This window comes from Bradyrhizobium sp. SZCCHNR1053, from assembly GCF_032381235.1.
In the GTDB taxonomy this organism is placed as follows: Bacteria; Pseudomonadota; Alphaproteobacteria; order Rhizobiales; family Xanthobacteraceae; genus Bradyrhizobium.
Genome location: NZ_JAUHJM010000003.1, coordinates 62,376 through 83,778, shown reverse-complemented (window position 1 = coordinate 83,778; position 21,403 = coordinate 62,376). Strand labels below are relative to the sequence as shown.

Genomic DNA, 21,403 nt, shown 5'->3' with positions numbered 1-21,403 from the left:
GTCGATGCAGCTTGGAATGATCGGTCTCGGGCGGATGGGCGGCAACATCGTGCGCCGCCTGATTCGCGCGGGGCACTCCTGCGTGGTCTATGATCGCGACGCAAAGGCTGTGGCCGCGCTGGTCTCCGAAGGCGCCACCGGCGCCGCGAGTCTCGAGGAGTTCGTCGGCAAGCTCGCCCCCCCGCGGCACGCATGGATCATGCTGCCGGCCGGCAAGATCACGGAAGCCACCGTCGAGCAGCTCACCGGGCTGATGACCCGCGACGATGTCATCATCGACGGCGGCAACAGTTTTTGGCAGGACGACGTCCGCCGCGGCAAGGCGCTCAAGGAGCGCGGTCTGCACTACGTCGACGTAGGCACTTCCGGCGGAGTCTGGGGCCTCGATCGCGGCTACTGCATGATGATTGGCGGCGACAAGCCGGTCGTCGACCGGCTCGATCCGATCTTCGCCGCGCTCGCGCCTGGGATCGGCGACATCCCGCGCACACCGGGCCGTGATGGCCGCGACCCGCGCGTCGAGCAGGGCTATCTGCATGCCGGTGCGGTGGGCGCCGGGCACTTCGTCAAGATGATCCACAACGGCATCGAATATGGCCTGATGCAGGCCTATGCCGAGGGCTTCGACATCCTCAGGAATGCGAACAGCGCGGCGCTGCCGCAGGCGCACCGCTTCGACTTCGATCTCGCAGATATCGCCGAGGTGTGGCGCCGCGGCAGCGTCATTCCGTCCTGGCTGCTCGACCTCACCGCCAGCGCGCTGGCGCGGCAGCCCGGTCTGGAGAAATATTCCGGCTATGTCGAGGATTCCGGCGAGGGCCGCTGGACCGTGAATGCGGCGATCGACGAGGCGGTGCCGGCCGAGGTGTTGACCGCCGCCTTGTTCGCCCGTTTCCGCTCGCGCCAGGAGCACACGTTCGCGGAGAAGATTCTCTCGGCCATGCGCGAAGGCTTCGGCGGACACAAGGAGCCCGAACAGCACCCAGACCCGGCGCGCCAGAGCGCGCCCGAGATCGTCAAGCCGAAGGCGGACCGCGCGTGACCGCCCACCATTCGCATCAGCCGCAACACCAGAAGCCTGACGCCTGCGCCTTCGTCCTCTTCGGCGTGACCGGCGACCTGACGCATCGGCTGGTCCTGCCATCGCTTTACAATCTGGCCGCCAATCATCTGCTGCCCGACAGGCTCTGCATCGTCGGCATTGCCCGCAAGGGCATGTCGAGCGAGCAACTGCGCGACAATCTCATGGAAGGCCTGCGCAAATACGCCACACGCCCGATCGAGGACGAGATCGCGCAGCGCCTGTTGCAATGCGTGACGGCGATCGAGGCCGATCCGAAGGAGCCGGAAAGCTTCGATCAGTTGAAGGCGAAGCTGGAAAAGCTGGAAGCCGCGCGGGAGACCCACGGCAATCGGCTGTTCTATCTTGCGACGCCGCCGAGCGCCTTTGCGCCGATCGCGCAACAGCTCGGGCGCGTCGGGTTGCTGCGCGAGGACGGCAAGGCTTGGCGCCGCCTCGTGGTGGAAAAGCCGTTCGGCACCGACCTCGCCTCGGCCAAGAAGCTGAACGACGAGCTGCTGCAGCTCGTGACCGAGCACCAGATCTACCGGATCGATCATTACCTCGGCAAGGAGACGGTGCAGAACATCCTGGTGCTGCGTTTCGCCAATGGCATGTTCGAACCGATCTGGAACAGGCATCACATCGACCATGTCCAGATCACCGTCGAGGAGAAGCTCGGCGTCGGCACGCGCGGCAGCTTCTACGACGCCACCGGCGCCCTGCGCGACATGGTCCCCAACCATCTATTCCAATTGCTGTCGCTGGTGGCGATGGAGCCGCCAGCACGGTTTGATGCACATACCGTCCGCTCCGAGAAGGCCGAGGTGCTATCGGCGATCCAGCCGTTGAGCGAACGGGAGGCGCTGCTCAACTCGGTGCGCGGCCAGTACACGGCCGGCATGATCGGCGACGCCGAGCTGCCCGACTATGTCAGGAGCAAGGACGTCCGTACCGACAGCACCACCGAGACCTATGCCGCCTTCAAGCTCACGATCGACAATTGGCGCTGGGCCGGCGTTCCGTTCTATCTGCGCACCGGCAAGGCGCTTGGCGCCAAGCGCACCGAGGTGGCGATCAAGTTCCGCCAGGCGCCGTTCGCGATGTTCAGTTGCACGCCGATCGAAACCCTGGCCGAAAACTATCTGGTCATCGGCATCGAGCCGACCCAGAGCATCACGCTGCAGTTCAACACCAAGGTACCCGGCCCCACCATCCGCACCGACGGCGTGCAGATGAAGTTCAACTACAAGGACTATTTCCAGGCTGAGCCGGCCACCGGCTACGAGACGCTGATCTATGACTGCATGATCGGCGACAACATCCTGTTCCAGCGCGCCGACAGCGTCGAAGCCGGCTGGAAGGCCGTCGAGCCGTTCATCGGGGCGTGGAAGAAGGCTGGCCGCGATGGCCTGCATTCCTACGCGGCCGGCAGCGAGGGACCTGAGGCGGCGGCCGATCTCCTGGCCCGCGACGGCCGCAGCTGGCGCAAGCTGGTTTAGCCGTGGCCGGGCCGCAGGACCGCAAGCTCGTGCGCGTCGCCGACCGGGCGACGATGGCGAGGGTCGCGGCCGAACATCTCCTGGCTCGGACTGATACCAATCCGGGACGCGTGGCCATCTGTCTCACCGGGGGATCGAGCCCGAGGCAGCTCTATGAGCTGCTGGCGACGGACGCTTATCGTGAACGGATTCCATGGCCGCGCGTCCACTGGTTCATAGGTGACGAGCGATATGTTCCGCCCGGCGATTCCCTGCACAACATGACCACGGCACGTCACGTGTTCCTCGATGCCTGCGCGCCGGCCGCGAACATCCACCCGATCGCGACCGATGGGTCGGACCCGGAGGCCATTGCCCGCGACTATCAGCGCACGCTGGAAGCGTTCTACGGCGCCGCGCGGCTCGACTCCGGGCGGCCGCTGTTCGACCTCGTGCTGCTCGGCATCGGTCCCGATGGCCATGTCGCGTCGCTATTCCCCGGCTTTCCCGCAATCGACGTCACCGATCGCTGGGTTGTCGGCGTCGACAAGGCTCACGTCGCACCCTTCGTGCCGCGGATCAGCCTGACGTTGCCTGCGCTCGCCTCCTGCCGAACCATGCTGTTCGAGGTCGCCGGTGCCGACAAGCGCGCGATCATGGCGCACGTGCTGGCCGGTGAGGACCTGCCCGCCAATCGCGCCCGCTCGATTCAGCAGACGATCCTGCTCATCGACAGCGAGGCCTGGCCGGAGGGGCGAAGTGGCGAGATCTGACCTGCCCCATGCGCTCGTCATCATGGGCGTGTCCGGCTCCGGCAAGAGCACGATCGGGCAAGCATTGGGCCAGCGCCTCGGCTGGCGCTTCGAGGATGGCGACAGCTTTCACCCGCCCCCGAACGTCGCCAAGATGAGCGCCGGCCACCCGCTCACGGACGAGGATCGCTGGCCCTGGCTGCAGGCCATTGCGGCGGAGATCGCGCGTTGCCGTACTGCGGGCCAGCACATCATCATCGCCTGCTCTGCGCTCAAGAAGGCCTATCGCGACATCCTCGTCGGCGGCCGCAACGATGTCCGCATGGTCTATCTCCAAGGCAGTCAGGAGCTGATCGGCGAGCGGATGAGCCATCGCGAGGGGCACTTCATGCCGCCGGGCCTGCTCGCCAGCCAGTTCGCCACCCTGGAACCACCTGGGGCCGCCGAGCATCCCATCACCGTCTCGGTCGACGCGCCGGTCGCGGCGATCGTGGACGACATCATGCAACAGCTTCACGCCGGTCGGCGCTGCTCCTGACCGCGAACAGGAAGGGCTCATGACCCGCATCGCTCTCGTCGTATCCGACGTCGACGGCACGCTGCTGACCAAGGACAAGGTTCTGACCGAGCGGGCTGCGAAGGTGGCGCGACGGCTGCATGAATGCGGCGTCGCCTTCACGCTCACCTCGAGCCGCCCGGCGATCGGCATGCGCTTTCTGATCGAGCCGCTGCAGATCAGCCTTCCGGTCGGCCCGTTCAACGGCAGCTCGATCATCGGCGCCGACATGCGCCCGCTCGAGCAGAGCCTGATCCCGCCCGCGGCCGCCGCGCGCTGCGTCGATCTTCTCCATCAATCCGGCGTCGACATCTGGGTCTTCACCAATGATGCCTGGCTGACGCGCAATCCGGACGGCGAGTACGTCCCGAACGAGCGGCGCGCCATTCGCGCGGAGCCGACGATCGTCGACGATTTCTCCCCCTATCTGTCGAACGCCTGCAAGATCGTCGGCGCCAGCAGCGATTTCGAGCTGCTGGCGCGCTGCGAGAGCCAGATGCAGCAGGCATTGGGGGCGGAAGCGACCGCTGTCCGCTCGCAGAGCTACTATCTCGACATCACGCCGCCAGGCCGCAACAAGGGCACCTTCGTCAAAGCGATGGCCCAGCGGCTCGGTATCCCGCTCGACCAGGTCGCGACCATCGGCGACATGCATAATGACGTCGCGATGTTCGAGGTGAGCGGCTTGTCGATCGCCATGGGCAACGCCAGTGACGAGGTGAAGAGCAAAGCCAAGCGCATCACCACGTCCAATCAGGACGAAGGCTTTGCCAATGCGATGGAGATGATCCTGGCAGAGAACGCGCAAGGCTCATCCGCAAGCTGACACACGGCAGCTCAGGCTTCCGACCGCTGCCTTGCGGGTTTGTCGCTGGCCTTCTTGGCACTGCTCAGATTCTGCGCCGTGTTGATGAGCGCGATATGGGTCAGCGCCTGGGGAAAGTTGCCGGTCTGCCGCCGTGCCTCGGTGTCGTACTCCTCGGCCAGCAGTCCGACGTCGTTGGCGATGTTCACAACGCGGCGGAACAGCGTCTCGGCTTTTTCGGTGGCGCCCGCCAGAACATGCGCGTCGGCCAGCCACAGCGTGCAGGCCAGGAACGCGCCTTCGATCGGCTGCTGCTCGTCCGGAGAGACGTCGCGCGGATCGTGCCGGAGCACGAAGCCATCCCGCAGCAGATGCTGCTCGATCGCCTCGACCGTGCCGCGAATGCGCGAATCGGAGCACGGCAGGAAGCCGACCGCCGGCAACAGCAGCAGGCTGGCATCGAGCAGCCGCGAGCCATAGGACTCGACGAAGCTGCCGAGGCCTTCGTCGTAGCCCTTGTCGCAGACGTCGCGATGAATGGCCTCGCGCAGCCGCCGCCAGCGCTCCAGCGGCGCCTTGAACCCGAACTTCTCCGCGCTCTTGATCGCGCGATCGAACGCGACCCAGGTCATCACCTTGGAAAACACGTAGTGACGGCCATCGCCGCGGCGTTCCCATATGCCGTGGTCGGGCTGGTCCCAGACGTCGGTGAGATGGTCGAGCACCGCGCATTCCAGGTCCCAGGTGCCGTCGTCCAGCTTGAGCTTGGTCATGCGGGCTTGGTGGAAGGCATCCATCAGTTCGCCGTAGACATCGAGCTGGAGCTGCGCATGCGCGGCATTGCCGATCCGCACCGGCTGGGCACCCTCGTAGCCCGGCAGCCACTCGGCCTCCCACTCCATCAGCCGCCGCTGGCCCATGATGCCATACATGATCTGCATATAGGCGGGAGCGCCGGCCGCGGCGCGCAGCAGCCAGTTGTGCCAGGCCAGCGCTTCCTCCGTGTAGCCCGAGTTCATCAGCGCCAGCAGCGTGAATGTCGCGTCACGCAGCCAGCAGAACCGGTAGTCCCAGTTGCGCCGGCCGCCGAGCTTCTCCGGCAGCGAGGTGGTCGGCGCCGCGACGATGCCGCCGGTCGGCGCGTAGGTAAGCGCCTTCAAGGTGATCAGCGAGCGCATCACAAGCGCACGATGCTCGTCCTGATGGGTGCAGCGCCGCGACCAGTCGGCCCAGAACGTTTCGGTGTCGTCAAGCGCCTGATCCGGATCGATCGCCTTGGGCACCGGCAGATGCGACGGACCGTAGGTGAGCACGAAGGGCACGGTGTTGCCGGCAGCGACCTCGAACTCCGCCACCGTGGTCATGTCCTCGCCGCGGGTGGCGACCGGCGTGTGCAACACCGCCATGTCCTGGCCGCAGATGGCGAGCAGCGCGGAGCGATCCTCCGAGCGCTTCACCCAGGGAATCTCGATGCCGAAGCCGAATCGGATGATCAGCTCCATCCGCATGGCGACCCGGCCGGAGACGCCGCGGACCAGCCGAACGACATCGGAGGCGCTGCCCCGTGGCGGCATGAAATCGATCACCTCGACGGTGCCGGTCGCAGTTTCGTATCGCGTCTCGAGGATGAGGCTGTCGCCGCGATAACGGCGAGACGTCGATCGGACGTCGCCGCGCGGCTCGATCAGCCAGCGGCCATGGCTGCGATCTCCCAGCAAGGCTGCGAAACAGGCATCCGAATCGAACGCCGGCCAACACAGCCAGTCGATCGACCCGTTCCGGCTCACCAGGGCAGCCGTCTCACAATCACCAATCAGCGCGTAGTCTTCGATCCTGCAGGACATTTGGCATCCGCGTGCAACTGCCCCCCGCAATCCCCCCGTTCTAAACGCCGGCCGGGCTGATCCGTTCGGCGGTCGCCGCCTTCAACGCCGCGACGCTGGTCGCACCGGCGATGTCCTCGAGCTTGATCGGCATCTTGCGGCGCCAGTTCGGATGCTCGTCGATCGTGCCGGGAATATTGGGCTGATCGACCACTTCCAGCAGATCCTCCAGGGAAATCACCAGCAGCCGGGACCGCGTCCGCGACAGGAAGGCGATCGCTGAGTGGACGTCGTTGGCTCGAATGCCGTTTTGGCGGAGCACCTCGTCCCAGAGCCCCAACGCATCCCAGCGATCCTGGTCGCTTTCACCGGGATCGATGCCCAGCCCGCGTTTGGTCTTGAGATCGCCGAACGAGCGCCAGCCGGCGTAGGTCGAGAGATCGTGGGTATTCAGCGTCACCAGCGCATTCGGCGGATAGAAGTCGACATCGCGGAAGCGCCCGTTGTCGTCGCGTTCGAAGATCATCACCTTGTAGGACCACAGTCCCCAATCGGCCATCTGCTCGCGAAAGCCCTCCGGCACGGTGCCGAGATCCTCGCCGATGACGATGCATTCGTTGGCGACGCTCTCGATGACGGTTGCGGCGAGCAGCGCCTCGAACGGCATCTGCACGTAAGCGCCCTGCTTGGCCGGAAATCCGTGCGGCACCAGATAGAGCCGCTTCAAACCGAGCACATGGTCGAGCCGGATCGCGCCGGCATGCCGCATCGACGCCCGGACCATTTCCCGGAACGGCTCGAAATTCTTCAGCGCCAGTCCAGGCGCGTTGAAGCCGGCGAGCCCCCAGTTCTGCCCGACCGTGTTCAAGGGATCGGGCGGCGCCCCGACCGACAGCGTGCGCGAAATGGCGCCCTGCTCGTTCCAGGCATCGAAACCGTCGGATTGAACGCCGACCGCAACGTCGAGATACAGACCGACCTTCATTCCCAGCCGCTGCGCGAGATCCCTGCAATGGCTCAATTGTCGTTCGGCGAGCCACTGCACATAGGCGACGAAATCGGCCTCCCTCCGATCGGGGCCGCTGAGCAGCGCCGCGCAGCGCCCCGCATCGGGCTGCCGCCACTCCTCGGGCCAGTCCCACCACGGCTTCTGGAAGCGATGCCGCAACACCTCGAAGCAGGTGAAGCGCGCCAGCAGATCGCCGCGCTCGGCGCGGTAGGCCTTGAACTCCGCCGCCGCGGCGGCGCCGGGCGCAGCCATGAAGGCGTCGAAGGCCGCGCGCAAGGCCGGCCATTTCAACGCCGCCACTCCCTTGTAGTCCACCAGCTCGGCCTGCCGCAGCGGCTCGAGCACCTTGCTGTCCGGCCCGTTCGCGAAGCCGGGCGCCTGCTCCACATCGACATAGAGCGCATTCAGGAACAGCCGGCTATTCGGTGCATAGGGGCTGAAATCGCCCGGCCGATCGTCGAACAGCGCGTGCAGCGGATTGAGGCCGACGCCATCGGCGCCGAGCTTGGCGCAAAGCGTGATGAGATCGGCAAGATCGGTGAAATCGCCCGTGCCCCAGTTGCGACTGGATCGAATGCCGTAGAGCTGGACCGCCAGCAGCCAGACGCGATCGAAATCACCGCCGAAGGCCTTCGCCGGCGCGACCAGCAGCGGCAGCTCCTCGCGGTACGACGACGCATCCACCAGCTCGAGGCGATAGCTGCCGACCGGCAGATCACCCGGCCACTCGACCAGGGCCTCAGCGGCCTGCCCGGAGACTTTCTCAGCGTCGCCACGCCTGATGGTCCACCTGACTGGCAGCTTGGCCGCCTCGTTGAGGCGGCTGCGCGCCGGCTGCCCGGACCGAATCACGACCGCGCCGCTCAGCAGCCGATGAGGCGTGGGCCTGGGAAAAGCCTCAACGATGATCTTGAGCGCCGCTTCGTCGGTGACACGACGCTGCCCCTGACCATCGTAGAATTCTGTCAGGATTCCGAGACTATGGGCTTCGCTGTAGAGATCCATTCGGCACGCGATCTGGACGTAACGGGAGACGTACGTCGTAAATTGTTGTGGGACGGCAAGAAGATAAGCCCCTAACGCCGCGGCATGGCCGTCGTTCCCGGGGGAACAAAACGAGCCTTGCAGCTTTGTAAGGGGGTCGTCTCGGCTTCTAGCGAACCGGGACGCCGTTTTCTTGTCAATGGCATCACCGTGAACAAATTTGCGCACACGTTCGAGAGCGTCACCCCCAAGGACGCTTTCTCCCCTATTCTGCCCTCTTTTGAGGAGAGCCGCATCTGCCGAGACCGAGACATCTTTCGAGACGCCTCCGATCGCAGCTGCATCATCATCCTCTCTCCTAGGTGAGGGCCTCGTGAACCTGATGTCATCCCTGGATTCGCCGAGTCTGCAGACCGAGACCGACGGCGACGGTCTCTGGTACAAGGACGCGATCATCTACCAGCTGCACGTCAAGGCGTTCGCCGACAGCAACAATGACGGCGTCGGCGACTTCGCCGGCCTGACCGACAAGCTGGATTATCTGCAGGACCTCGGCGTCACCACGCTGTGGCTGCTGCCGTTCTACCCCTCGCCCGGCCGCGACGACGGCTACGACATCGCCGATTACGGCAGCATCAATCCCGATTTCGGGACGATGAAGGAGTTCAAGCGCTTCATCCAGGAGGCCAAGCGGCGCGGCCTGCGGGTGATCACCGAGCTCGTGGTCAATCACACCTCCGACCAGCATCACTGGTTCAAGCGCGCCCGGCGCAGCCCGCCCGGCTCCAGCGCCCGCAACTGGTACGTCTGGAGCGACACCGACCAGAAATATCTCGGCACCCGAATCATCTTCACCGATACCGAGAAGTCCAACTGGACCTGGGATCCGGAGGCCGGCCAGTTCTACTGGCACCGCTTCTTCTCGCACCAGCCGGACCTCAATTTCGACAATCCGCGCGTGGTCAACGCGATCATCCAGGTGATGAAACGCTGGCTCGATGCCGGCGTCGACGGCTTCCGGCTTGACGCCATCCCCTACCTCTGCGAGCGCGACGGCACCAACAACGAAAACCTCCCCGAGACGCATGCGATCATCAAGCGCCTGCGTGTCGAGCTCGACAATTACGCCAAGGACAAGCTGCTGCTGGCGGAAGCCAATCAGTGGCCGGAGGACGTTCAGGAATACTTCGGCCAGGGCGACGAATGCCATATGGCCTATCACTTCCCGCTGATGCCGCGCATCTACATGGCGATCGCCCAGGAGGACCGCTTCCCGATCACCGACATCCTTCGCCAGACGCCCGACATCCCCGCGACCTGCCAATGGGCGCTGTTCCTGCGCAACCATGACGAGCTGACGTTGGAGATGGTGACCGACGTCGAGCGCGACTATCTGTGGTCGACCTACGCCAACGATCCGCGCGCACGCATCAATGTCGGCATCCGCCGCCGCCTCGCGCCGCTGATGGACAACGACCGGCGCAAGATCGAGCTGATGAACTCGCTGCTGATGTCGTTTCCGGGCACGCCGATCATCTACTACGGCGACGAGATCGGCATGGGCGACAACATCTATCTCGGCGACCGCAACGGCGTGCGCACGCCTATGCAGTGGACTCCCGACCGCAATGGCGGCTTCTCGCGCGCCGACCCGGCGCGGCTCTACGCGCCGATGATCATGGACCCGGTGTACGGCTACGAGGCGGTCAATGTCGAGGCGCAATCGCGCAGCTTGTCGTCGCTGTTGAACGCCACCAAGAAGCTGATCTCGGTGCGCAAGTCGACGCTGGCCTTCGGCAGGGGCACCATGACCTTCATCCGCCCGGCCAACCGGTCGGTGCTGGCCTATGTCCGCCAGTACAAGGACGAGGTCATCCTCTGCGTCGCCAACCTGTCGCGCTCGGCGCAGGCGACCGAGCTCGATCTCTCGCCGTTCAAGGATCGCGTCCCGATCGAGATGCTCGGCCGCTCGCGCTTTCCCGCGATCGGCGAGCTGCCTTACATGATCACGCTCGCGCCCTACGGATTCTACTGGTTCCAGCTCAAGGAGCGCGAGAAGTCGGAGCCCATCATCCAGCGCGCGGTGCCGGAGTTCGAGACGCTGGTCGTGCCGCTCGGCTCGACCTGGGTATCGCTGGCTCGCACTCGCAGCGTGTTCGAACGCGACGTTCTGCCCGGTCATCTGGCGCGCGCGCGATGGTACCCCGAGCGCTCGGCGGACGCGATCCATCCGACGCTGACCTCGGCGATCCCGTTCTGCGACATCGGCGACAACCGGCCCTGGCTGATCTTCTTCAAGGCCGCTGAGCGCGACGACAAGCTGCGCTATCTGCTGCCGATGCAGATCGAATGGGTCCGCTTCGATCGCGATCGCTACAATCCGCAAGCCTTTGCCGCCGTGCGCCAGGGCGCCCGCGAGGGAACACTGCTCGATGCAGCGACCAGCCCGATCTTTCTTGCGCTGCTCCTGCACAATCTGAAGCAATCGCTGACGGTCGAGGAAAACGGAGTGCGCCTCGAATTCCGGCCGACGTCGCGGTTTCCGGACAAGCCAATCCGCGAATCCGAGCAGGTGCGCGTGGTCGAAACCGACCGCTGCAGCAGCAAGGCGGTCGTCAACAACGAGTTCTTCATCAAGATCCGCCGCGAGCTGGAGGCCGGCCCGCATCCGGAGATCGAGATCGGCCGATTCCTCACGGAGGCGGTGGGCTTCGCCAATGTCCCGCCGCTGCTCGGCAGCATCGAGGTGATCCAGGAGGGCGAGCGGCAGACCGTCGGCTGCGTCCATGGTTTCATCGAGAACCAGGGCGACGGCTGGACCGTCAGCGCCGCCTATCTCGATCGCTACGTCGACGACCAGCGCGTGTTCGCCGCGAGCGGCGACGTGCGGCAGAGCGAGGAGCTGTCGCCCTATCTGCGCTACATGGCGCAGGCAGGCCGTCGCGTCGGCGAACTGCATGCGGCGCTCGCCTCGCGCAGCGACGTCGCCGATTTCGCGCCCGAACCCACGACCGCAGATCATCTCGATCACTGGATCGACCGGCTGCGCGCCCAGGCCGGACGGGTCCTGACGGACCTGAGCGAGCGCCGCGATCACCTCAAGGATCCGGAACGAGGGCTGGTCGACCAGGTGCTCGCCAGGCGCGGCGAGTTGTCGGAGCGCCTCAGCAGCCTGATCCCGCACCATGTCGGTGGCTGCGACATCCGGCTGCATGGCGATTTCCATCTCGGCCAGATCCTCATCGTCAAGGATGATATCTTCATCATCGATTTCGACGGCGACGAGGAGCAGCCACTCGCCGAGCGCCTGCGCAAGGCGCCGCCGGCCCGCGACATCGCGGGCTTCCTGCGCTCGATCGATTGCTCGGTCCGCGTCGCGCTCGAGCGTGCTCTGAGGGCAGGCCCGGACGATCACGGCCGGATCCCCGCCGCGCTGTCGGAATGGCGCGACCAGGCTGTTACGGCCTTTTTGACGGGCTATCGGGAGATCAAGGCCAACCAGCGCCTCTGGCCGGACGATCCGCACACCGCGGAGGCGCTCCTTAACTTTTTCATGCTGGAAAAAGCCCTCGGAGCGCTCGAATATGATCTGGCTCACCGGCCGGACTGGTTGCGCGTCGCATTGGGCAACCTGCTTCGCGTCCTGTCCGAGCCAGCATCAGCCAGCGAGTCCTCATGACCCATCTTTCTCCCGAGGCGTTTGCGATCATCGAAGGTCGGCATGCCGACCCGTTTCGCTATCTCGGTCAGCACAATGTCGACGGGCGGACCGTCGTGCGTGCCTTCCTGCCCGAGGCCTCGCGGGTCGAGGTGGTCGGCGAGCACGGCGAAGTCTCGCCGCTGACGCGCATCCATGATGCCGGCCTGTTCACCGGGACCATGCCGTCGCTGCAGCGCTATCGGCTTCGGGCGACATTCGGCGACCACGTCACCGACCTCGAGGATCCCTATCGTTTCCTGCCGATCCTGAGTGATTTCGACCTGCATCTGCTCGGCGAAGGCAACCATGAGCGGCTTTACGACAAGCTTGGCGCGCATCCGATGGTGCTCGACGGCGTCGATGGCGTCGGATTCGTCGTACTCGCGCCCAATGCACGTCGCGTCAGCGTGGTCGGCGATTTCAACTTCTGGAATGCGCGGCGCCACCCGATGCGCGTCCGCGGCAACGGCTATTGGGAGCTGTTCATTCCCCGTGCCAGGGCCGGCGACCACTACAAGTTCGACATCATCGGCCCGCAGGGCGAGCACCTGCCGCTGAAATCGGACCCGATGGCCTTCGCGGCCGAGATGCGTCCCAAGACCGCATCGATCGTGGTCGACGAGACCAGCCTGCCGCGGCCGCGGCCGGCGCCACATGACATCAACAAACTGAATCGACCGGTCTCGATCTACGAGGTGCATCTCGGCTCCTGGCGGCGCAAGGACAACAACCAGTGGCTGACCTATCGCGAGCTCGCCGAGCAGTTGCCGGCCTATGCACGCGACATGGGCTTCACGCACATCGAATTCCTGCCCGTCAGCGAGCATCCGTTCGACGGCTCCTGGGGCTATCAGCCGACCGGCCTGTTCGCGCCGACCAGCCGCTTTGGCAGTCCTGAGGATTTCTGTGCGCTGGTCGATGCCTGCCACCGCGAAGGCCTTGCGGTGTGGCTCGACTGGGTGCCGGGCCATTTCCCGGATGATCCGCACGGCCTCGGCCATTTTGACGGGACAGCGCTTTACGAGCACGCCAACCCGATGCAGGGCCGGCATCTCGATTGGGGCACGCTGATCTACAATTACGGCCGCACCGAAGTCGCCAACTTCCTGCGCTCGAACGCGCTGTTCTGGCTGGAGCGCTACGGCATCGACGGCCTGCGCGTCGATGCCGTCGCCTCGATGCTCTATCTCGACTACAGCCGTCCCTCCGGCGGCTGGATCCCGAACAAATATGGCGGGCGCGAGAATCTCGAGGCGATCGAGTTTCTGCGTCGGACCAATATCGACGTGTTCGGTCATTTCCCGCAGGCGACCACGGCTGCCGAGGAATCCACGGCGTGGCCGCAGGTGTCGCGCCCAGTCGACATGGGTGGGCTCGGCTTCGGCTACAAGTGGAACATGGGCTGGATGCATGATACCTTGCGCTACATCAGCAAGGATCCGATTCACCGCAAATATCATCACGGCGAGATCCTGTTCGGCCTGCACTACGCCTTTTCGGAAAACTTCATCCTGCCGCTGTCGCATGACGAGGTCGTGCACGGCAAGCGCTCCATTCTCGGCCGGATGCCCGGCGACGACTGGCAGCGCTTTGCGAATCTGCGCGCCTATTACAGCTTCATGTTCGGGCATCCCGGCAAGAAGCTCCTGTTCATGGGCTGCGAGCTCGCCCAGGAGCGCGAGTGGAATCACGACACCTCGCTCGACTGGCATCTGCTCGGCGATGCCAAATATGCCGGCATCCAGGCCCTGATCCGAGACCTCAACCATCTCTACCGCAACGTGCCGGCACTGCATGAGCGGGACTGCGAGCCGGACGGATTCGAGTGGCTGATCGCCGATGACGCGGACCGCAACGTGTTCGCCTGGGTGCGAAAGGGCTTCGATGAGCGCGCGCGCTGCGTCGTGGTCGTGAACTTTTCGCCCAACGTGTATTACAATTACCGGGTCCGCGTGCCGTTCGGCGGCAAATGGAGGGAAGCTTTCAATTCCGACTCCCTGCATTATGGCGGCAGCAATGTCGGCAATGTCGGCCAGGTCCATGCCTCTGAAGAACACCAGCTCAACCTCATCCTCCCGCCCATGGCAGCGGTATTTCTCGTCCCGGAAGCCTGACGCAATGCGTCTGGCCGCAGGAAGCCACGCCCGTCTCGGAGCAACCTGGGACGGACGGGGGACCAATTTTGCCTTGTTCTCCGCCAATGCCGAGAAGGTCGAGCTCTGCCTGTTCGACAGCCAGGGCCGGCGAGAGATCGAGCGGATCGAATTGCCGGAGCGGACGGAAGATGTCTGGCACGGCTATCTCAACGACGTCTCGCCGGGGCAGCTCTATGGCTACCGCGTCTACGGGCCCTACGAGCCGGAGCGCGGCCACCGCTTCAATGCCAACAAGCTGCTGCTCGACCCCTATGCCAAGCGGCTCGCCGGCCGGCTGGTCTGGAGCGATGCCCATTTCGCCTACCGCGCCGGCTCGCCGCGCGAGGATCTCTCGTTCGACCGGCGCGACAATGCCCGCGGCATGCCCAAGGCGGTCGTCATCGACGAGACCTTCAACTGGGGCCGGCGCGAGATGCGGCCGCAGATCCCGTGGGAGGACACGATCATCTACGAGGCCCACGTCAAGGGCCTGACCACCAAGCGCGACGACGTGCCGCCCAATCTGCGCGGCACCTATGGCGGACTCTCCTCGCCCGCGATGATCAAGCATCTGAAGCGGCTCGGCGTCACGACGATCGAGCTGCTTCCGATCCACGCCTTCATCGACGACCGCATGCTGGTCGAGAAGAAGCTCGTCAACTACTGGGGCTACAACACCATTTCCTTCTTCGCGCCGGAGCTGCGCTACGCGCAGGACAATCCGCTCGATGCCTTCCGAACGACGGTGGCGCGGCTGCACGATGCCGGCATCGAGGTGATGCTGGACGTGGTCTACAACCACACCGCCGAGGGCAACCATCTCGGGCCGACCCTGTGCTATCGTGGCATCGACAACGCCTCCTACTACTGGCTCCAGCCCGACAATCCGCGCTTCTACGACGACTTCACTGGTTGCGGCTCGTCGGTGAATCTCACCCATCCGCGCGTGCTGCAGATGGTGATGGACTCGCTGCGTTACTGGGTCGAGGTCTGTCACGTCGACGGCTTCCGCTTCGATCTCGCGACAACGTTGGCGCGCGAGAAGCACGGCTTCGACCGGCGCAGCGGGTTTCTCACTGCGATCCGCCAGGACCCCGTGCTCGCCGGTGTGAAGCTCGTGGCAGAGCCGTGGGACGTCGGCCTCGGCGGCTACCAGGTCGGTGCCTTCCCGTCGCAATGGTCGGAGTGGAACGACCGCTATCGCAGCGCCATGCGCCGCTACTGGAGTGGCGAAGGCAGCTTGATCGGCGAGGTCTCCAGCCGCATGACCGGCTCGTCCGACATCTTCAATCACGACGGCCGTAGCCAACGCGCCAGCGTCAATCACGTCACCGTCCATGACGGCTTCACGCTGGCGGACCTGTTCAGCTACAACAGCAAGCACAACGAGGCGAACGGCGAGGACAATCGCGACGGCTCCAACGACAATCACAGCAACAATTGCGGCCATGAAGGCCCGACCGACGACGTCGCGATCAATGCGATGCGCCGACAGTTGCGCAAGAACCAGCTCGCCTGTCTGTTCCTCGCGCAGGGTCTGCCGATCCTGCTCGCAGGCGACGAGGTTGGCAACTCGCAGCACGGCAACAACAACGCCTATTGCCAGGACAACGAGGTCGGATGGGTGGACTGGAGCGGCATGGGCCGCGAGGGCGACGACCTCATCGACTTCATCGCGCACATGACCGAGCTGCGCCGTCGCTTCGGCCAGATTCGCGCGCGCCGCTGGCTGGACGGCCGCCGCTCGGACGGCAGCTTCGGCGTGCTGTGGCTGACGCCTTCGGCGGAGGAGATGACGCAAACCGACTGGACCTTTCCCGACGGACGATTTCTCGCCTACGTGCTCGCCCCGTTGGAACAGGAGCAGGCTCCGATCTTTATCGTTCTGAATGCAGCGCCCGAAGAGATTGGATTCAAATTGCCCGAGCTCGCCGAATACAAGACGTGGCAGCAGGTCCTCGACACCACCGAAGCCCAGCAGAAGCAGGTCGATTTCACCGCCGGGGCCGACCTCAAGGCTCCGCCCCGCTCCGTGCTGGCGTATGCGGGCCTGCCATGAGCCCCCGTCAGTTCGGACCTCACATCACCGGGAAAGGCACGACGTTCCGATTGTGGGCTCCCGCCGCCAAGCGCGTCGATCTGGTGCTCGACGGCAAGCACGAGATGCAGCGCCTCGACGGCGGCTGGTATGCGCTTGAGGTCGCCGGCGTCGGCGCCGGCACGCAGTATAAGTTCCGCATCGACGACGAGCTCGACGTTCCGGATCCCGGATCGGATTTCCAGCCAGAGGACGTCTCCGGTCCGAGCGAAGTCATCGATCACCGCGCCTACACCTGGCGCTCGGAAAACTGGCGCGGCCGCCCGTGGCAGGATGCCGTGTTCCTGGAAAGTCATGTCGGCACCTTCACGTCGGAAGGCACCTACCGCGCGATGATCGACAAGCTCGATCACCTCGTCGAGACCGGCATCACGGCACTCGAGCTGATGCCACTGGCGGATTTCGCCGGCCGGCGCAATTGGGGCTATGACGGCGTGCTGCTCTACGCACCCGACAGCGTCTACGGCCGGCCCAACGACCTGCGGGCGTTGATCGACGAGGCCCATTTGCGTGGGGTGATGGTGTTTCTCGACGTCGTCTACAATCACTTCGGCCCGGAGGGAAACTACATCGGCCTGTATGCACCGACATTCTTCACCGATGCGCATACGCCATGGGGCAGCGCGATCGACTACCGGCGCGCGGAAGTGTGCGCCTTCGCGATCGAGAACGCGCTGCATTGGCTGACGAATTATCGCTTCGACGGCCTGCGCTTCGATGCGGTCAATCACATCCTATCCAACGAGGGTGAGATCCCGATGCTGCACGATCTGAGCGCGGCGGTTGGCAAGCTTGTCGAAGCAACCGGGCGGCACATCCATCTGGTGCTCGAAAACGGCGACAACCGCGCCAGCATGCTGGATTCCGCGGAGGAGCCGCCGCGCGGCAAATTCCGCGCGCAGTGGAACGACGATTATCATCATGCGTGGCACGTCATGCTGACGGGCGAGAGCGGCGGCTATTACGGCGACTACCAGCAGGCGCCGCGCCGCGATCTCGCTCGCGCGCTCGCCTCCGGCTTCGTCTATCAGGGCGAACCGGCGGCATTCTGGGGCGGCGATCCGCGGGGTGAGCCGAGCGGTCATCTGGCCCCCGGAGCGTTCGTCAACTTCCTGCAGAACCATGACCAGATCGGCAATCGCGTGTTCGGCGACCGGCTCGAGGCGCTGGCGCCGCCGCAAGGGATCGCGGCGGCGCTCGCGGTGACGCTGCTGGCGCCGACCGTGCCGATGCTGTTCATGGGCGAGGAATGGGGCTCGAAGCAGCCGTTCCCATTCTTCTGCGACTTCCAGGGCGACCTTGCGCATGCCGTGCGTAAGGGACGCCGCAAGGAGTATGAGTGGGCATACGCCAAACATGGCGACGAGGTCCCCGATCCGCTCGACATCGAAACCTTCAAGTCCGCGATCATCGACTGGGACTCCCGTAATTCATCGCCGGGGCGCGAGCGTCTGGCGCTGGTGCGCGCGCTCCTCGCCGTGCGTCACAAGGAGGTTGCGCCGCGGCTTCCGGGCGCAAAATTCGGCGACGCTGATGTGACCGATGACGGTCGCCTGACCGCGCATTGGGAGATGGGCGATGGCAGCAGGCTGACTCTGCTTGCCAACGTCTCGGACAAGGAGCTCGCGGCTTCGCCGAACGGCGTCCCGGGCACTCCGATCTGGGGCGGCACGCCTGGAGACCGCCTGCCGCCGTGGTCCGTGTTCTGGAGCATCGGAGGATAGCATGCCTCCGGCCGTCCCCCTCGCGACCTATCGCCTGCAGCTCACGGGTGATTTCAACTTCGAAGCGGCCGCGCGCGTCGTGCCGTATCTGAAGGCGCTCGGCATCAGCCACGTCTACGCCTCGCCGTTCATGACGGCGCGGAAGGGCTCGACGCATGGCTACGACATCACCGATCATTCCAAGCTCAATCCCGAGCTCGGCGGCGAGGACGGCTTTGCCAAACTGAGCGCAGCGCTCAAACAGCACGATCTCGGCCTCATCCTCGACTTCGTGCCGAACCATGTCGGCGTGCATTTCGACGACAATCCATGGTGGCTCGACGTCCTCGAATGGGGCCAGGCGTCGCCGCACGCCGCCTCGTTCGACATCGATTGGGACCAGTTGCCGTATCGCGCACGCGGCGGCGTGCTGCTGCCGATCGTCGGCACCTCCTACGGTCATGCACTCGAACATGGCGACATCGAGCTGCGCTATGATCCGGGGGAAGGCTCGTTCTCCTGCTGGTACTTCGAGCATCGGCTGCCGATCGCGCCCGAGCGCTACGGCGAAGTGCTGCGCATCATCGTCAAGGAGGCAGGCGCAGAAAGCAGTGAGACCGGCAGGGCGATCCTGGAGCTCGCCTCGCGCTATCAAGGCCTGCGCCATCCGAACCGCAAGGAAGCGCCGGCATTCAAGGCGGCCCTCAAGGCCATTCCGGGCGCCGCCGACGTCATTGCCCGCGGGATCGCGGCCTACAAGGCCGGGCCCGAGCGTCCGGCACAGACGCTCGCCCTGCATCATCTGCTGGAGAGGCAGCACTACAAGCTCGGCCACTGGCGGCTCGCCTCCAGCGACATCAACTACCGCCGCTTCTTCGACGTCAACACGCTGGCGGGCCTGCGCGTCGAGGATGCCGGCACGTTCGAAGCGATCCACCGGCTGGTCAAGACGCTGATCTCCGGCGGCCAGTTGCAGGGATTGCGGCTCGACCATATCGATGGCCTGCGCGATCCCGCACAATATTTTCAGCGCCTGCGCCGGCTGATCCGCGACGCCCGCGGGCCGGCCGCGGGGCCGTTCTACGTCGTGATCGAGAAGATCCTCTGCGAGCAGGAGAAGCTGCCGCGCTTCGCAGGCGTGCACGGCACCACCGGCTACGAATGGATGAACGTGGTCATCCAGCTTTTGATCGACGGCAACGGCCTGGAGCCGCTCGACGAGATCTGGCGCCAGATCAGCAACAAGCCGCCCAAGCTGGCGCCGGTGATAAAGGAAGCCAAGCGCCGCGTGCTGGAGACGCTGCTGACCAGCGAGTTCACCGTGCTGACGCGCCTGCTGGCGCGCATCGCCAACGGCCACTACTCCACGCGCGACTATTCGGAAGACATCCTGCGCCAGGCGCTCGAACTGTATGTTCTTCACTTCCCGGTCTATCGCACTTATCTCACCACAGCCGGTCCGACCGAGACCGACCGCAAGCTGATCGACCACGCCATCGCCGGCGCCCGCGCCGAATGGTTCGCCTCCGACGGCTCGATCTTCGAGTTCCTGCGCGACGCGCTGACCATGGATCTCATCAAGCGCGACCGCAGCACCAACCACAGCGTCCCGCGCGTGCGCCGCTTCGCCCTCAAGGTGCAGCAGCTCACCGGGCCCATGATGGCGAAGTCGCTGGAGGACACCGCCTTCTACCGCTTCCACCGGCTGCTCGCGCTCAACGAGGTCGGCGGCGATCCGGCGGCGCATGCTCTGGCCATCGCCGACTTCCACAAGCTGATGCAGGACCGCGCCAGGCATTGGCCGCACGGCATGACCGCCACCGCCACGCACGACACCAAGCGCGGCGAGGATGCGCGCACGCGGCTGGCCGCCATCACCGAGCTGCCCAATGACTGGACGTCGTCGGTCGCGCGCTGGAAGACCTTGAACGCGCCGCACGTCATCACGGATGGCAAGATGCGCGCGCCCTCGGCGGCGTTCGAATACATGCTGTACCAGACGCTGGTCGGCATCTGGCCGGCAAGCGGCACCGATGACACCCTGCCCGATCGGCTGCAGGCCTATGCGCTGAAGGCCGCGCGCGAGGGCAAGGAGGAGACCAGCTGGCTCAATCCGAACGAGGCCTATGAGAACGGCCTGCGCGCCTTCATCGACCGCATCCTGGACCGCGACCGTTCGCCCGAGTTCCTGCAGTCGCTGGAGACGCTTGCCAAGCGGCTGGCGCTGCTCGGCGCGCTGAACTCCCTGACGCAGCTGACGCTCAAGGCGACCATGCCGGGAGTGCCCGACTTCTACCAGGGCACCGAATTCTGGGACCTCTCGATGGTCGATCCCGACAATCGCCGCCCGGTCGATTTCGCCGCACGCGAACAGGCGCTGCGTGCGTGCGAGAGTCCCGACTGGGCGCACCTCGCGGACCATTGGCCGGATGGCCGCATCAAGCTGGCCTGGACGCGGCGGCTGCTCCGGCTGCGTAACGAGATGTCCTCGGTCTTCACGGACGGCGCCTATGAGCCGCTCGAGGTGAGCGGACGTCATGCCGATCACATCATTGCCTTCGCACGGCGGCGCGGGCGCGACGCCGTCATCGTCGTCACTGCGCGCAACTTTGCGCCGTTTACCGACGCTGGCCGGGTGTGGCCCCACGCGGATGATTTCGAAGCCGAGGTTCATGCCCGCGGTTACACATCTGCGGACATGCAGAACGGCATGGTCGCGGTGTCCTCCATCTTCAAGCACGTGCCTGCAGCAGTGATCCCGGCGCGGACTGATGCGGCAGCCCACCCGGCTGGTCGACGCCAGACAGCGGCGGCGCCGACCTGATCAGCTCTTCTTCGTCAGCAGCAACTGGCCGCGGTTACGGATCGCGGCCTGCGCCGCCTCGGCAAAGCGCTGCAGCAGCCAGGGCAGCACGACCTCGACACGCACGTGATCGTCGGCGACGTCGACATGGCCCGACGCCGCCTGACCGAGCGCGCGAACGCGAAAGATCATCTTGTCGCCCTCCCAGCGCTCTTCGTCGACCTTCAGGACCGGAACGCTGGTCGCGGCGCGGCTGAGACCGGCCTGGAGCCGGCGCACAGCCTCGTCCTTGCCGAGGCGATGCGGAATGGAAACGACAAGCGGACTTGACATCGCGATCTCCTGACTAACAACCGCCTTCATGTAGTCATCGGTGGATGCGACCGCAAAGACACACCCTGCATTTTACTTGTTCCCATGCGGAACTTTCGAAGTTCCAACCAGTTTCCTCGGCGAAGGCAGAGCACGTTGTCGCCCCGCTGCCGGGCACTGGA

At 65.1% G+C, this 21,403-nt stretch carries 13 protein-coding genes; 10 read left to right on the top strand and 3 right to left on the bottom strand.

Features of this window, described 5'->3' with window-relative positions; genetic code table 11:
* Nucleotides 1–4: 4 nt before the first annotated feature.
* Genes gnd through QX051_RS09505 form a run of 5 tightly spaced genes read left to right on the top strand, consistent with a single transcriptional unit; the run spans nucleotide 5 to nucleotide 4,675 of the window.
* Nucleotides 5–1,042, top strand: a complete 1,038-nt coding sequence (gnd, locus tag QX051_RS09525; protein WP_315775917.1) for a phosphogluconate dehydrogenase (NAD(+)-dependent, decarboxylating) — start codon at nucleotides 5–7, stop codon at nucleotides 1,040–1,042.
* Nucleotides 1,039–2,562, top strand: a complete 1,524-nt coding sequence (gene zwf, locus QX051_RS09520; RefSeq protein WP_315775916.1) for a glucose-6-phosphate dehydrogenase — start codon at nucleotides 1,039–1,041, stop codon at nucleotides 2,560–2,562. The genes gnd and zwf overlap by 4 nt, the downstream gene beginning before the upstream one ends.
* Before the next feature lie 53 nt (nucleotides 2,563–2,615).
* Nucleotides 2,616–3,314: a 6-phosphogluconolactonase gene (pgl, locus tag QX051_RS09515; RefSeq protein ID WP_315776247.1), complete on the top strand. Its 699-nt coding sequence runs from the start codon at nucleotides 2,616–2,618 to the stop codon at nucleotides 3,312–3,314.
* Nucleotides 3,301–3,831, top strand: a complete 531-nt coding sequence (locus tag QX051_RS09510; RefSeq protein WP_315775915.1) for a gluconokinase — start codon at nucleotides 3,301–3,303, stop codon at nucleotides 3,829–3,831. The genes pgl and QX051_RS09510 overlap by 14 nt, the downstream gene beginning before the upstream one ends.
* 19 nt (nucleotides 3,832–3,850) lie before the next feature.
* The gene (locus QX051_RS09505; RefSeq protein ID WP_315738656.1) at nucleotides 3,851–4,675 is read left to right on the top strand and encodes an HAD family hydrolase; all 825 of its coding nucleotides are present in this window, start codon (nucleotides 3,851–3,853) and stop codon (nucleotides 4,673–4,675) included.
* 11 nt (nucleotides 4,676–4,686) lie between these two features.
* On the opposite strand, the gene QX051_RS09500 is transcribed toward QX051_RS09505, so the two are convergent.
* Both QX051_RS09500 and malQ read right to left on the bottom strand, forming a co-directional pair.
* The gene (locus QX051_RS09500) at nucleotides 4,687–6,498 is read right to left on the bottom strand and encodes a glycoside hydrolase family 15 protein (RefSeq protein ID WP_315775914.1); all 1,812 of its coding nucleotides are present in this window, start codon (nucleotides 6,496–6,498) and stop codon (nucleotides 4,687–4,689) included.
* A gap of 40 nt (nucleotides 6,499–6,538) precedes the next feature.
* Nucleotides 6,539–8,491: a 4-alpha-glucanotransferase gene (gene malQ / locus QX051_RS09495; protein WP_315775913.1), complete on the bottom strand. Its 1,953-nt coding sequence runs from the start codon at nucleotides 8,489–8,491 to the stop codon at nucleotides 6,539–6,541.
* Nucleotides 8,492–8,843: 352 nt separating this feature from the next.
* Here malQ and treS point away from each other — a divergent pair, with 352 nt between their 5' ends.
* The 5 genes from treS to treY are packed head-to-tail and all read left to right on the top strand — an operon-like array spanning nucleotide 8,844 to nucleotide 20,930.
* Nucleotides 8,844–12,149, top strand: coding sequence for a maltose alpha-D-glucosyltransferase (treS, locus tag QX051_RS09490; RefSeq protein WP_315771977.1), 3,306 nt, complete (start codon nucleotides 8,844–8,846; stop codon nucleotides 12,147–12,149).
* Nucleotides 12,146–14,284, top strand: coding sequence for a 1,4-alpha-glucan branching protein GlgB (gene glgB / locus QX051_RS09485; RefSeq protein ID WP_315775912.1), 2,139 nt, complete (start codon nucleotides 12,146–12,148; stop codon nucleotides 14,282–14,284). The genes treS and glgB overlap by 4 nt, the downstream gene beginning before the upstream one ends.
* 4 nt (nucleotides 14,285–14,288) lie before the next feature.
* Nucleotides 14,289–16,364: a glycogen debranching protein GlgX gene (gene glgX / locus QX051_RS09480; protein ID WP_315775911.1), complete on the top strand. Its 2,076-nt coding sequence runs from the start codon at nucleotides 14,289–14,291 to the stop codon at nucleotides 16,362–16,364.
* Nucleotides 16,361–18,127 (top strand): malto-oligosyltrehalose trehalohydrolase, encoded by a 1,767-nt coding sequence (treZ, locus tag QX051_RS09475; RefSeq protein WP_315775910.1) that lies wholly within the window; start codon nucleotides 16,361–16,363, stop codon nucleotides 18,125–18,127. The genes glgX and treZ overlap by 4 nt, the downstream gene beginning before the upstream one ends.
* Nucleotide 18,128: 1 nt before the next feature.
* Entirely contained in the window at nucleotides 18,129–20,930 is a 2,802-nt protein-coding gene (gene treY, locus QX051_RS09470) for a malto-oligosyltrehalose synthase (protein ID WP_315775909.1), read from the top strand.
* On the opposite strand, the gene QX051_RS09465 is transcribed toward treY, so the two are convergent.
* On the bottom strand, nucleotides 20,931–21,242 hold the full coding sequence (locus tag QX051_RS09465; RefSeq protein ID WP_315738666.1) for a polyhydroxyalkanoic acid system family protein: 312 nt from the start codon (nucleotides 21,240–21,242) through the stop codon (nucleotides 20,931–20,933).
* Nucleotides 21,243–21,403: the final 161 nt, after the last annotated feature.